The following is a 15,489-nucleotide window of genomic DNA, read 5'->3' as shown; positions in this document are numbered from 1 at the left end:
CTTGAGAACAAACAGCAAAATTATACGATACTGATACTTAAGCTCTAAAGCTTATATCCGCAAGCCCCAATATCTGGTAATTTCTCATTTGGCAAACTTAATCCATTGTAATTGATACCAGGTGAATTTAAACCAACCTGTCGCCGATCGATTCCGGCATTTTTCAATAGTGAACCCCTGCTTAAATTGAAGTTCCTAAGTGTGTTGGGGAAAAAAAGACCGCTTGTCGCGGCATTGGCCGGGCTATCAAACAATGGGTCTATATTATAACCATAATTATGTCCTTTTAAGGCTTCACTAACCCCGGATGACTGTAATTCACTGAGTGAATAATACATCTTACCATTTAAAGACACCTTAAATCCTCCACCGGAATTATAATAATCATTATTCAAAAACCATCCGCCTTGTTTAACAATAACGATGGCAGAGTCCTTTTCAGTTGAGTAAAAAACATTATTAAAAAATCTGTTTCCGACGTTTCCATCTACGACCTGTACGCATGAGCCGAAATTATAGCAAGTATTATTATAAAAGACATTGTCGTTGCAGATGCCGGTATTTGCACCGATATAAATAGATGAATAACCATTTTCTCTACCATCTGATTTGCTAATATTATAACGTATGATATTATGTGAAGCATTACCACGAGGATTTCCATATTCCCACAGCAAAAAACCGGCTCCGGCGTTATCATGGCTGTAATTGTACTGCATGATGCAATTTGTTGTACCACCATCAAGATCAAATCCATCTCCATCGACCTTTGACGTCGACCCATTGTGAAATGCTTCGTTGAATTGAAATAAGATTTCCGTTGAATCCCAACACCAGATTGCGGCAGGACCGCCCTTTATATTGGTGTTATTCCATCCATTATCCCATGCCATATTGTGTTCGATGATACCGCCTCCAGCGCTTCCGATGACAATGCCATCTCCTGTATGGTTCCCATTCCCCGGTTTATACCCTAAATTTCGGCAAACTCTATTAAAGCCAATGTATACATTACCGAATGCGTAGTCAGTGCTTCCTGGTTTGGCCTGATAATTCACAAGCGAAGAAATTCCGGCAACGCTGTTATCATGAACGTTATTAGCATATACAATCAGATTGCTGAATCCACTATTACTCTGATCTATCGGATTAGTCAAGAATTGAATTCCCGCTTTAAAAAAACCACTGATATCGCAGTTTGATACATAACAGGTGCCCAACACTACAGCTCCTGGTAAGTCATTCCTGAATTCGATACCACTGCCGCTATTGCCATTCTGCAACTTTTCATTAAATCCACCTCGAATGATCAGGCTATCTACCCAAATGTTAGATTTATCAAGCACGTATATTCCAGTGCCCAACCGAGCATCTATAATGGCCTTGGTTTTTCCATAGCTACTATATCTAATGTATTGACTATCTGCACCGTTACTGCTTGCTATTAGATTCCCAATGAAAACGTGGCCGCCTTCAAAGAGAATCTGATCGCCCGGATTGAATTTAGTGGCGTTCACCTTTTGTATCGTTTTCCATGGGCGCAATCGCGAATTTCCCTTGTTGAAATCGCTCCCGTTGGGACTAACAAAATATATTGTTCCTTGAGGCTTTTGAATCCGGGATAAATACTGGCGCGATATACTGCTAAGCCCGGATTGGCTTTTGAATCCAAAGGCAAGATTTCCACAATTGAAAATGAGATAAATAGCACAACAAGTCCGTAACAGCCTGCTCATAATAAAAGTTATATATTAATTAAAACAATCCCAAAACTTTGCTCTATATGAGCAAGACAACAACCCAAGAATATGATCTTGCCGTTGTATCTAATCAATACCAGGCTAACCCGTCCTTTAGTTGGGTTCATGCTCCAGAATACACCTAATTCTTCCATTTGATTTTTACTGAATTTCCATCAACTAACATGGGCAACCAAACGTACCCGGACTTTTCCAGGTCAGTCATATTCCAACGATCTGCCATAAAAAGATATTTTCCCTTTCCTAAAGGCAAAACGAAGGTACCCTGAGAATCATAAGTAGTTTCAGACTTAGCTCCGTAGCAAGGATTGCCAATTAGGCTCCATTTCCCTAAAGGATTGCTCGTCCTGGCACATAAGGCTTGATTAGGGGACCAGCCGGTTGTCCCGGAGGTGATCAGGTAATACTGTGAACGGAATTTAAACATCGCAGGAGCTTCGCGGTTCAAACCAACAAATATCCTTTTATCTGCCTTGGTAGTTGTCAAATAATCCTCACTTAGCTGGCAAACATGCATTGTAGAATTATTCTCGGAACTATAGATAAGATAAGCACGTTCGTTGGAGTCTTTAAAAAGTGTCATATCCCTTGACTCATTGCCATTGGGAAGAAAACTACTTTTTAAAGTAAACGGGCCCGTTGGCTTATCACTTGTTGCAACACCAACATGAGCAAAGCTATAATCATTTTTGTCAAGGTGCATCCACATTACAAATGTTTTGGTTTTGCTATTGTAAATCACTTTAGGCCGTTCAATAACCCTGCTTGTATCAATATTGCTTTGAGGATCATCTGTTACAGGTGACAATACCACGCCTTCATATTTCCAATGTATTAAATCAGAAGAAGAATAACAGGAAATCCCGCCAGCCGGCACTCTGTAATCCAACCAGTTTTGACCAGGGACCAATGTTGTTTTCCCCTTTTTGATTTCACCATATAGGTAATATTTATTGTGATAATCCAATATCCCTGCCCCATGTGCGTTGATTGTATTTCCCTGATCATCTTTCCATTTACTTTCCAAAAAAAATAAACTATCCGGTTTAGCTTGTGCGTACACCGTGTCTGTCGGTAGAAAAAAAACGGCAAAAAATAGAATAGTAAAAAAACTGGAATTAGTCTTTATTTTCATATTAGCATGTATACTTTTAGAATTCGGAAGATTGGGCAATGTTATGCCGGATTTAAGTAGCAGCTCTAACATTGCCCTTTTTTTAATGGTATTCACTTGCGCCAATATCATAAGCGCCCCCATTTGGGATACCTAACCCATTAAAATCGTAGCTTCCCGCATTCCAACTCCATGTGGCCAAATTAAAATCTGTGTTGATCATCGGAGAACCACTATTTAGTTTGAAATTGCTCAATGTATTCGGGTATAAATTGCCAACCGTTCCGGCACTTGAAGGACTATTAAGTGAGGGGTTTACATTATAGCCATAGCTGTTCCCGTTCCAGGTTTCGCTCCAATTTGAAGCTCGCAAACTGGCCAATGAAGTAAAGACATTCCCGCTGATGTTAACATTGAATCCACCGGCAGAATTATAATAGTTATTGTTTAAGAACCATACGCCAGATTGGGTTGAAACAATCGATGTATTTGCCTGGGTGGAATAAAATATATTATTTGAGAAGATATTGTTTACATTGCCGCCATCACCCTTTACACAAGGGCCGGAATTGAAACAGGTGTTATTATAAATATAATTGTTATTGCAATTATTTGCACTTGCCCCAATCTCAATCGAACCATAGCCGTTCCTGGCCCCGTCGTTTTTACTAATGTTGTAACGAATTGTATTATGCGAGTTATTTACACGTGAGTCTCCAAATTCCCAAATTAAATATCCGGCACCCGCGTTATCGTGACTATAATTGTACTGCATGGTGCAGTAGGTAGCGCCGCCATCCAGGTCAAAACCATCGCCATCAATTGCGTTTGAACCGTTGTTGTATGCCTCGTTATATTGAATGTAAAGGTTTGTACTATCCCAGCACCAAATCGCAGCGGGCCCGCCTCCTGAATTAGTATTATTCCAGCCATTATTATACGCAACGTTATGCTCTATGGTACCACTTGAAGCGTCTCCTATCACAATCCCATCGCCGGTATGGTTGCCGTTACCTGGTTTATAACCTAAATTATTATAAACATAGTTATAGCCGACATATACATACGGAAAGGAGTAACTCGTACTCCCCGCAGACGGCGGATATCCTCCTATTGACGATATTCCGGCAATAGCGTTATCACGAACATTATTGAAATAAGCGATAATTTGACTGAACCCGCTTTGACTATTATCACTTGGTGCCCCCAGAAATTGGATACCTGCTAATTTGAAGCCACTCACATCGCAATTGATAACCTTGCAGTAACCTAATATTACTCCCCCGGTTAAATTATTTAAGAACTCTACACCGTATCCATTGTTGCCGCTCTGTGAAGTTGCATTGAAGCCGCCATAAATTATTAAGCTATCGACCAAGACATATGATTTATTGAGCACGTATACCCCTGTACCAGTACCCGCATTTATAGATGCTCTGCCTGTACCATAACTTGCATATCTTACATATGAGCTTGATGAACCACTGCTGCTTGCAATGATATTTCCTGCAAAGGTTTGTCCTCCCTGAAATAAAATCTGATCCCCGGGGCTATACGTTTGTGAATTAACCTTAGAAATCGTTTTCCATGGAGCAGACGGCGAAGTACCGTTGTTGGCATCATTACCAGAAGGGCTTACATAATAGGTACTTCCCGTCGAAGACAATTTAAATTTGTCCTTGGAAGATACTGGCCCACTATTCGATGCGTTGCCGTTTGGAATAGGGGAACTTTCCTTTTGGCAACCAAACCCTATCCCTGCAATAAGAACAAAAAGAAAATAATTTTTAATTTTCATAGTAGATTAGTTTAATAGAGGTTAATAAATAATTGTTTTTTTACTGTTATTACGCCAAGGTTATTGGGGCTTAATAACAACCGCTGGCAAAAAGAAAAGCCCGGAATTGCCAAGGTAATACAAGGAGCAAACTATTTAATTTGCCCCTTGTGCTTCATTTTGGCTATTAATAATACTTAAAGGCCTGGGTTCAAATTCAGATCATTTGTTGGGAGCGGTAAAGTATATTTTGGTGTTCCGATAATTGGAATTTCTGCCGGATCCCTGGTAGCGATTATCTGGGAAAGTGTCTGCAGGCGAACAATATCGAACCAATGGCAAAATTCTCCTGCAAACTCCCATGAACGCTCCTTAATTGTTGCGTTAATAAAATCGGAATTTGAGAGTCCCGACAAATTTGGCAACCCGGCTCGTGTGCGGATTGAATTGATACAACTATATGCCTGGCTATTAGCACTTGATTCACTCCTTGCCTGTGCTTCAGCGTAGATCAAAAGTACCTGCGCATATCGCATTAAAGGTGTAGTTCCGCTTGTCTGCCAAATAAGGGCATTGTCCGGAAGCCTATATTTTGCATAGTAGGGATGTTTTACTGCATCATTTTGCCATGGCTCAGTCCCACCACCCGGAAGTACAATCGTAGTGTGGAAAGTGACATCTTTTCTTAAGCCTGCCGGGAAATTATTAAAAAAGGTAAGTTCAGGAAAAAAATCGTCCCATCCGCCTTCATCTGACGGCATACAAGAATTGCCAAAAATTGAATTGGCATGGTTCCAGTCGCACGACCCACAGGCATGAAGTGTGAACACCTCTTCCTGGCTTGCCGTTCCGGTCGCTAAATTGGTCCAGAGACCTTTAAGATCTGGTACCAAATCGAAGCCATAATTTACTTTATTATCAATTACCTGTTTGGCTGTTTGTGCTGCTAAGGCATATTTACTTTGGTTATTGATCGGCCAGCCGCCTTCAGTCATATAAACATCGGCCAATAGCGACAAGGCGGCACCTTTTGAAGCCCGTCCTGTTTGCAGTGGCTTGTCAGCCATCAAATCTTTTGCCGATGACAAATCTTTTTCTATGAGCGCATATACATCTGCCGGGGGACTGGACTTGATCTTTAATAAAGAAGCTGAATACTGCTCAGAAGTCAGCAACGGTATGTTGCCCCAAAGCCTAACCAGCCAATAATAATTGAAAGCCCGGAGGAAGTACGCTTCGCCCAGAATTTGTTTAATAATAGCCTGGTCTCCCTGTGTAATTTGATAATTATTAATGATGTTATTTGCCCCCTGTATCGCCTTATAACAACCGGACCAAATAGCAAAGGAGTTCCCATTAGTACCTTGTACATTAAACTGGTCATATTCTCTGAAGCTGGCCTTATTACTCGCGGGATGCGTCGTAAATTCATCTGAGCCCATGAGTACGCCAATGGTTGAGGAAAAGGTGAAACCCTCGACGAAATTCATTTGCATTGGCCTGTATGCTCCAACAAGAGCTGCCTGTAACCCGCCAACCGTGTTTAAAGCGTTACCGCCCGCGACTTGTCCGAGGGGATTTTCCTGCAGCGATTTTTTGCAGCTCAGCAGCAGGAATAGTGTGGTTATAAATATCGAAAATCTTTTCATCTCTTTGTTTTTTAAAATTTCAAGTTAAGGCCGGCATTAAATATTTTGGAGTTGGGATATGTTCCGTAATCTATACCTTGTGATACGTCGCTGCCAGATGTCGAATTGGCGGCCTCTGGATCAATGCCCTTATATTTGGTGATTGTAAACAGATTTATGGCTCCCACGAAGACTTTCAAATAGACATTCTTAATTGTCTTTTTTGGGAAGGTATACGAAAGGTTTACGTTTTTGACCCTAACGAAGTCGCCTTTTTCCATGAACCTGGATGATACAAATAAATTACTGTTGGTAGTACTGAACGCTGGAATATTTGATGACTCGTTAACACCTGGTTTATAGCGTTTCAAAATGTCAGGGTTGGTTGCCTCACGAGCATCGGAGTTGGCGGTTATAGACGCAGCATAGGTATAGTCAAGTTTATCGAAACCAAGCAGCGACTCTACAAACACGTTCATTGACAGGTTTTTGTAGGTAAATGTATTATTCCAACCCAGCGACTGCTTTGGCAGACCATTCCCAATAATGCCGTAAACAGGAGATGTAGACCCCGAGGCTGTAAGATACCTTGAGTCACCTGGTTTTGCCCCAAACTTCGCTGCTTCAGCCACCTGGTCGGGTTTCCAGGTTCCTAAGTAAGTAACTCCCCAATAAGAGCCAAGGGAATATCCGGGTTTGACAACGAATTCAGGTTGAGGTGAAAGTCCGGACCCAACATTTCCAACTGGAAATATCTGAGGTTGGTCACCGATGTTTTCAACTCGGTTCTTCAAAAAAGAAACGTTGAAAGTAGTTGTCCAGCTGAACTTTGTAGTTCGGATCGCCGTTGCATTTAAACTGAGGTCCACCCCTGTGTTTCGAACGCTTCCCACATTACTGATTATGGTACCACCGCCGGCATAAGCAGGTAATGGCAGGGCAAGCAGAAGATTAGAGGTATTCTTAATATAATAATCGGCACTGATATTTATACGCCCTTCGAGAATACCGGCATCGATGCCGATGTCTTTTTGTTTGGTCGTTTCCCATTTAAGGCTCGGGTTGGCCGCATTCCCGAGCACGATACCAGGGGTGATCGAGCTAGAGGTAAAACTCGAACCTGCATTGTAATTATCACTAAGATACGTGGCTAATGTTGCATAGGGCGAAATAGCCTGACTTCCGGTTTTTCCCCAGCTTGCCCTTAACTTCAATTCGTTAAATAAATTTAAATTTTTGATAAAATCTTCGCTAGAAATTTTCCATCCAACGGCTACAGAAGGGAATATACTTTCCTGATTGTTGCCTTGAAACTTAGATGAGCCGTCACGCCTTATAGCAGCCGTTAGTAAATATTTGTCTGCATACGAATAGTTAACCCGCCCAATCAAAGACACAATAGTTGACTGAGCATAGTTAGCATTGGTAGAGAAATTGGAGGCTAATGAAAGATTGTAGAAGGTAAGATTTGGAAATGTAAGCCCGCTTGCCGCTGCGCTAAAACCATTGGCTGTGTTGCGCTGCACTTCAAATACGCCTGTGGCATCCAAATGATGACGGCCTTTGAAATCGTGGTTGTAATTTAAAGCAGTTGTTGTCTGGAGATTCGTGCTCTCTATCGATTGACGCCCGGCGGTCGCTACACCAGCATTGATACTTTGGCCAACATAGTTTTGATTTTGATAATTTAAATAATCAATGCCTCCTAATTCATCTAGTGACAAATCTTTAGTGAAATGGTAATTGGCACCTGCAATGATGTTGGCATGTGTATTCAAATCTTTATTGGTTTGATCGTAAGCCAATGCCAGTGGGTTTTGAAATATCGAGCCTACGGGATCAGTAGCTGTAAAATTACCGGAGGCATCTCTTGCTGGTGTTGTTGGTGCCCAGGCTATCGCTTGTTCTTCAGGAGAATTTTTGCCGGATATGTTAGTATTTAGGTTCTCCCGACGGTCACCTGTGATATAAAAACGCACGGTTAATTTGTCCGAAACTTTTGAATTGATATTGGATCTGAGCGCATATTTTTTATAGCCCGAATTAACAACGGTGCCTTGTTGATTCAAATAATTCGTCGAAATAAAATAATTTGTCGAAGCATTCCCTCCTGTGAGAGACAAATCGTACTGTTGTCCGAATGCTCGCTTATAAATCAAGTCCTGCCAGTTGGTTCCGCCGTTTGCCTTAAAGGCACTCAGTTGGGCTGCCGTGAAGGTTGGTTTCACATTCGTTGCGATGTCCCTTTCATTGACCGTATTAGCAAAATCATAGGCATTTAGCATAGGGAACTTTTTAATAACGGCAGAACTTGACAATGCTGAAGAAAAACCTATTTGTATTTTATTGGCATCTCCTTTTTTTGTCGTAACAAGCACAACACCGTTGGCACCACGGCTTCCGTATAGTGCTGTTCCTGACGCATCCTTTAACACCTGGATAGACTCGATATCGTCCGGATTTAATGTATTGAAATCAGCACCTACGTAACCGTCAATAACATAAAGTGGATTGTTGTTACCGAGGATTGAGTTAGACCCTCTTATGCGTATGGTAACGTCCCCGCCTGGAGCTCCTGAATTATTAGAAACTTGAACACCAGATACTCTGCCCTGCAAAACTTGGTCAAGGCGGTTCACTGGCTGGTCTTTATAGTCTTTCGGGCTGATACCTGAAACCGAGCCGGTAACATCGCTTTTCTTTTGCGTGCCGTAACCGACAACAATGACTTCATTGAGTTTCTTATCCATAGGGAAGAGGGAAATACTAATGGTAGTTTTTCCATTTAAATGGATTTCTTGATTGGAATAGCCGACGAAAGAGAACACCAGTACTGCGTCATGCTGAACTTTGTTAAGGACGAAGTGTCCTGCATTATCCGTATTAGTTCCAATAGCAGTTCCCTTGATCGATACAGTAACCCCAGGGAGTGTTTGTCCGTTTTCGTCTCTCACCGTGCCTGCCACATTTCCGGTCTGAGCAGTAGCTCTTGTGATAATAGTAACCGCAATTAAGATTGTCCATAAGGCGACAATAAACTTTTTACTGCTTATCATTTTCTGCCGCCCTCGCTTCAACGGCGGGCCGCCGTCAAGTACATGTAATAGTTTTCTCATAAAAAAGGAATAAAAATGGTTTGATAATTGGTTATAATACCCTCATCGCAGGTCAACCGGATGAAACGTCCGGTAGCCATGAGATGATGAACAAAGTGACAGAAAAAATGCCCCGGAGCGTTAGCCCTATCGTGCATGTTTGATGCCCGATAATACATTTCTACTGAAAAAACACGTTAAATTGTAGGTAGATGGAGAAATTTGTAGGCTTATTAGCATTATAGGGCCTGACCCTCTATTTCTTAAGCGATTGCAGAAAGTGAGAAGGCGAAAGGCCAAATTCTTTTTTGAACGCTCGCGAAAAATAGGAATTGCTGATGAGTCCGATACGGTCAACTACTTCATTCAATGGCACATCCTCATGCGTCATGATATAAGCCGCCTTCTTTAGCCGGATGGTCCTGATAAATTCGCCAACTGATTGTCCGGTCAATCCCTGAATCTTCTGGTAGAGTTTTGTGCGGCTGGTGAATAATTTCTTGCACAGGAAATCCACGTCCAGATCCGGCTCCCGGATATTGGCCTCTATTATCGACAATAATTTATCTATAAACTCTTTGTCCTTTTCCGTAGCTACCAGCTCAGAGGCATCTGCGTAATAATCTTTTTTATATCTCAGTCTGAGCTTATTTCGCTGCTCAAATATGTTATTGATGGACAGTAAGAGCAATTGGGTACTGAAGGGCTTGGAAAAATAGTGGTCGGCCCCCGACTCCAGGCCTTCTATTTTGGATTCAAGAGCATCTTTGGCTGTCAACAGCATAAATGGTATATGGCTGGTTTCGAAATTTTGCTTGATTAACTTACAAAATTCAACTCCGTTCATGTTTGGCATCATCACATCGCTGATGATCAAATCTGGCATGATTGAGTTGGCCAGCGAAAGTCCAGCTTTGCCATCTTCGGCCTCGTATACATTGTAGTACTGAACCAGAATATTCTTGAGATAAAACCTTAACTCCTCATTATCTTCGGCAATAAGAATGCTCATAGCGGCAGTATTTTTTGTAAATGATTCAAATTCATTGCCAGGTTTAGCACCGTCAATGAAATGAGGAGTCGATGTATTAACTTCAATTTTCTCCAGGTAGTTTTCTGATTGCTCGTTGAAATTCGATTTCTTCTCCGAGGCGCTGTAATTGATTTCTCCCCAGGGCAAGCCTATTATAAACTCTGTTCCCTTACATCGGGCGCTGTAAACAAAAATGTCACCTTTGTGTAAGAGTGTAAGACTTTTGACCAATGCCAAGCCGACTCCAGAACCCAGGTGACTGCCACTAATTTTATAAAATCGGTCAAAAATTTGGCTGATAGATTCTTCTGAAATACCAATTCCGTTATCGGCAATGCGAAAGAACACATATTTCTCAGCGCGGTATTCGCTCAATAAACTGAAGCTCGTACTATATAATGGCTCGAAATACTGTAGATCAAAAAAAATCTCAAGGGTCACTTCACCGCCTTCAGGAGTATACTTGAAGGAATTGTTTAACAGATTGAAAAGAATCTTCTCGATGATATGAAGATCTAACCAGTTTGAAGTATCCTCTGCAACAGCGTTTTTTACAATAAAGTTGATCTTTTTGTTAGTGGCCAACTCACGGAACTCTTCTGCCGTTTCATTGATAAAGCGGGAAATAGGGATATTTTCAACATGTAACCGAATAACACTTTCTGCAACTTTACGGAAATTCATTAGTTCGGCTATTAAATTGACCAAGCGCTTCGCATTCCGGTACATCAAGTTATACGACTGACGTAACTCTGAATGATCATTCTTATTAATCAGGTTTTCCAGAGGTCCCATTATCAATGTTAAGGGTGTCCTGAATTCGTGAGAAATATTTGTAAAAAACTGAAGCTGTTGTTGGAAAAACTCTTCTTTGTGATGATGAATCTGTTCTTGATTTTTTCGCTCGGCGTCGCTAAGGGCTATTTCACTTTTCAATCTGTAGAATCTGCCCTGGTAGACATAAATGCCGATTAGCCCTGAAAGAAAACATAAAAAATATACCGCTTTTGCAATACCCGTTTCCCACCACGGAGGGGAAATCATAATTAAAAGCGAGGCAGCAGACTTACCCCAGATACCGTCACTGTTAGTCGCTTCAACGACAAAATTGTACTTTTTATAGTCCAGGTTAGTATATGAGGCGGTGGGGTTCTTTCCATCAGTATATCGCCATTCATTATCGAAACCGTCCAGCTTATATCGATATGAACATTTAAGAGCATTGGCGAAGTGCATGGACGAAAAAGAAATTGCAAAGTAGTTTTGGTCATGGTCAAGGGTAATTTCTTTTGCAAATGTCACTGTTGTGTTCAGATCATTATCAGGGTTATAGCCTGCCTCATTTGTAAAATTTCGGTTAATGACAATATCCGTCAGCTGGGGAGACGGATGAATTCTGTTTAGTTTTATACTGTCAGGATAGAAATAATTAAGGCCATCTATGCCGCCAAAATATAAGCGTCCGTCTTTGCCCTTGAACGACGCGCCTACCTTGAAACTGTTACCCTGCAAACCATCATTTTTATCAAAACGGGTTAAATCAGATGTAGCGGGATTGAATTTTTCCAGACCGTTTCCACCCATCCAAATATTCCCTTTGTTGTCTAACTCTATTGCCTCAACGTCGTTAAATACCCCCGAGCTTTTCCCATACCATCTGATTGAAAAAAGGTTTCTGCCTTTTAGGGTTATACGATTAAGGCCACCTCCAATGGTGCCAATCCAGTAAGTGCTATCGTTTTGTTTTCTTATGGGGTAAGTATAGTTCGAGCTTAACGAGTGTAATCGATCATCATTTTTTACTTCATACTGATATTTTTCAAGAACCGTTCCTGTCTTGTCGATTATTAGCCGGTTCAAGCCTTTTGCGCTGGAAACAGTGAGCTGAGGTAAATGGTCGTCCGCTAGAATGCAGAGGCCAATTCCCTGATAAAGATTTCTTACGTGATAAAAACCCCTATCGTCACGGTAAATACATCCAAAACCATCAACAGCCCCGCCAAACCAAATATTACCGAAGCAGTCAACCGAAAGGGCATCAATGATATGTGTAGGAAATTTTTCAGAACCCGGCAGGTGTAGAATTCTATCCCTTGCTTTAGAAAGGACATCGATGCCATTGTTGGTTCCGACCCATAAGTTTTGTGCTTTGTCCAACGCCAGCGAGGTAATTTCATTGCTTCTTAGTTTAATTGCCCCATTGGTTGCTGCATACTGAGTAAACTTTTTTGTCGGTAAATCATAACCGTTTAAGCCGCTTTCGTTTGTTCCTATCCAAACTTTGCCGGTACTATCTTCTAAAACAGCACGAATGTGATCCCCAGACAGTGTGTTGGTAGATTCCGGGTTATGTTTGAAAGTAAGAAAAGCTTTCCCGTTCAGATCACAAAAATTCACCCCCCCTCCATAGGTGCACAACCAAAGACAATCGGTTCGGTCGATAAATAATTTATCGATGTAATTAGTATTGATACTATTGGTATAACTTTTATTGGTGATCAGATTTTTTAGGCTTAAATCGCGGTTCAAATAAAATAAGCCTTTATCTGTACTCACCCAATAATTGTCTTTTTTATCTTGTAATACATCGGAAATAATAGCCTCGTTCGGAGTGTTAAAAGAATTCGATATGCCCAAAGCGTTGGTGTCCTGCAAAAGATCTTTTTGGGGTAGGTTTATGGAATAACATCTAGAATTGGAGATTAGGATCAGTTGATCATCCCGGTTGGAACTTATTCCGGTATAACGAATACTATTTAATTCAGTTTTTGCGAGATTTATTTGTTTGGTCTGTAACTTGCTGGATAATATCCAAATCCCTTTACTGCTCGATAACCAAAGGTTATGATTTTTAACAGAAACCATATCGGTAAATCTAACCTTCGCCGGCGTCAAAAGATGAATTTCGGAAAGTAAAGAGTCGTTTATTCTAAAGATTCTTAACTTACCTCGAAAAATTCCGGCAATAATATTACTCCGGACCATCTGTAAACGGTTGCAGCTATCCAGGTTAGGCGTATTAGGCCCGAATTTGATTTTCATAAACTTAGCCTTAACTGGGTTAAAGCAGGCTATTCCATTATCAGTGCCTAGCCAGAATCTCGCATCATTTTGGATGCAGATATTTCGAATCCTGTTATTGAACCCATTGCTCGATGAGTCGCTGCTGTTATAGAATCGCTTAATGGCGTAACCATCATACCTGTCTAAGCCAAATAATGTAGCTACCCAAATAAACCCGCGCCCGTCTTGTTTAATGTCTTTTGCATCCGTATGCGATAGGCCGTTATCAACTGTCAAATATGAGAATTTCAGTTGGGCCTGCTGTGCATGTAAGTCACATGCCAGCAAGGTGACAGCAAACAGCCAGATAAGAACTTTGGTTTTCCGGAGAAACATATATCCTTCAATAATTGTATTTAGGGCCAGTCAGAATCGAGGGGGGATGATTCTGAACGATTTATAATCAATAGTTTTAAGCCGTCAGTTTTTAGAAAAATTTTCCTCCAAGAAGTAATTAAATAATAATTAACAGTGACTTCGATCAAATTCCTTTGGAACCATTAGCCGTTTTTTTTATATAAAATCCGCATTATATCAAAGTTAAAATACTTTGGTATAATGCATTCATTTTGCGGGCAGGCTCGCCTTTTATTACGCTTGATACCGAAAACGAACATCATATAAAAAAGTGCATATCATATTGATACAGGCTAGTTGTTTCCTTCACGCCTTATAGTTTTTATTAGCTCCCTTTTAATGGTAAGTAGCCGGCGAAATGCACGCCATTCCAGTTTTATTTGAATTAATTGGTTGTTGAATTGGTCTCTTAGGTTTGGCCGCCTATTAAGGCGTCCTGGGTAAACCGTTAGGTCAAAGATAATATAAAGGCATACCACTTAGTATGTTTTTAAGCATTTTTTTTTACATTTAAAGTTCTAATATGGCTAAAAAAGCTACGAGGATTATCAATATTCGTTTAAATGAAAAGCAAAAAATTAAAAGACGCCGAGTCAAGTATACCATATCTAACCGATTTGATAAGCTTTTACAAACATGTCAATGCAAAGCCACCGCTGCATGCTGATTTTGATGTTAGGGAACTTGATCCGGAGGTAATGAAATCTTACGATTTTGTAGCTAAGCCGTTTCGGCATTCTTTCTACTGCATTACTCTTTTCATGCAAGGAAACGCACAATTAAACGGAGGCTTTTGGAAAACAAACCTAAGTCGCCCGGCGTTGTACTTTAAAACACCTTCGCAGGTCGTATCTTGGTCAAAACCTGAACGTTGGCTGCAAGAATATTTCATCGTTTTTACAGATGCGTTTTTACGGGCCAATCCAATTCTTGCTGAGTTAATTTTTGACATGCCTTTTTTCCATCTCGAAAAGGCAATACCTTTTGAAATAGACTCGCAAGAAGTTGATTTACTATCAGGTATTTATCGACAGGTACTAATAGAGTATCATTCATCTAACCAAGATAAATTTTCCCTTATTACGTCGTACGTGCATACACTGTTACTTCATGTGCGCAGGCTCTACAACAAATATTCGGAAAACGACAGAGAGCTTATAGACCATATCTCAGACCGCGAACATTTGTTGATAGATAACTTCCGTAAACTGATAAGAAAAAGTATTACAAATGGAACCTTCAATGAATATCGGAAACCACTACAGTATTTTGCGAAAGAGCTATCTACACATCCTAATCACCTGAATGCCGTGATTAAACGGCAAAAACAAAAAACTGCAATTGCTTTCCTGCATGAGCAAATTTGCATGGAAGCACAATCAATGCTGAACCAGACAGATCAAACCATTAAGCAGATCGCTTTTATGCTCGGGTTTTCCGATTCTTCGCATTTTGGTAATTTTTTTAAAAAGCAAACTGGTAAGACTCCTGCAACATACCGCGAGCAAAATGTTTAGTTTGTAATAACAATTGATTAAGTACCTAATGCCGTATGCGAGTTGTTGTTAGGTAAATGTCTTAAAAAAACGAATGTAAGCTTCCAACTTGAAGTTAACAAAAAATAGCTGAGTAAATTCCGATAAGCTGGCTATACTTATTTTT

At 40.7% G+C, this 15,489-nt stretch carries 7 protein-coding genes; 1 reads left to right on the top strand and 6 read right to left on the bottom strand.

Annotated features, from left to right (window positions below; all coding sequences use genetic code 11):
- Positions 1-44: 44 nt before the first annotated feature.
- From FSB76_RS24205 to FSB76_RS24180, 6 genes are all read right to left on the bottom strand, one after another.
- Positions 45-1,736, bottom strand: coding sequence for a right-handed parallel beta-helix repeat-containing protein (locus tag FSB76_RS24205; RefSeq protein ID WP_147057981.1), 1,692 nt, complete (start codon positions 1,734-1,736; stop codon positions 45-47).
- 145 nt (positions 1,737-1,881) lie between these two features.
- Positions 1,882-2,967 carry a glycoside hydrolase family 43 protein gene (locus tag FSB76_RS24200; protein WP_225976296.1) on the bottom strand — a complete coding sequence of 362 codons (1,086 nt, stop codon included), beginning with the start codon at positions 2,965-2,967 and terminating at the stop codon, positions 1,882-1,884.
- 10 nt (positions 2,968-2,977) lie between these two features.
- Positions 2,978-4,672 carry a hypothetical protein gene (locus FSB76_RS24195; RefSeq protein ID WP_147057979.1) on the bottom strand — a complete coding sequence of 565 codons (1,695 nt, stop codon included), beginning with the start codon at positions 4,670-4,672 and terminating at the stop codon, positions 2,978-2,980.
- A 176-nt stretch (positions 4,673-4,848) separates the two neighbouring features.
- Positions 4,849-6,300 (bottom strand): RagB/SusD family nutrient uptake outer membrane protein, encoded by a 1,452-nt coding sequence (locus tag FSB76_RS24190; protein ID WP_147057977.1) that lies wholly within the window; start codon positions 6,298-6,300, stop codon positions 4,849-4,851.
- Positions 6,301-6,311: 11 nt separating this feature from the next.
- Positions 6,312-9,395: a SusC/RagA family TonB-linked outer membrane protein gene (locus tag FSB76_RS24185; RefSeq protein ID WP_147057976.1), complete on the bottom strand. Its 3,084-nt coding sequence runs from the start codon at positions 9,393-9,395 to the stop codon at positions 6,312-6,314.
- 235 nt (positions 9,396-9,630) lie between these two features.
- Entirely contained in the window at positions 9,631-13,806 is a 4,176-nt protein-coding gene (locus FSB76_RS24180) for a hybrid sensor histidine kinase/response regulator transcription factor (protein ID WP_147057974.1), read from the bottom strand.
- 584 nt (positions 13,807-14,390) lie between these two features.
- Between FSB76_RS24180 and FSB76_RS24175 the strand changes: the two genes are divergently transcribed.
- Positions 14,391-15,344, top strand: coding sequence for an AraC family transcriptional regulator (locus FSB76_RS24175; RefSeq protein ID WP_147057971.1), 954 nt, complete (start codon positions 14,391-14,393; stop codon positions 15,342-15,344).
- Positions 15,345-15,489 lie beyond the last annotated feature (145 nt).

Source organism: Mucilaginibacter ginsenosidivorax (genome assembly GCF_007971525.1).
Classification (GTDB): Bacteria; Bacteroidota; Bacteroidia; order Sphingobacteriales; family Sphingobacteriaceae; genus Mucilaginibacter; species Mucilaginibacter ginsenosidivorax.
The sequence above is the reverse complement of the archived record's forward strand: the minus strand, read 5'-3'. Positions and strand labels throughout refer to the sequence as shown.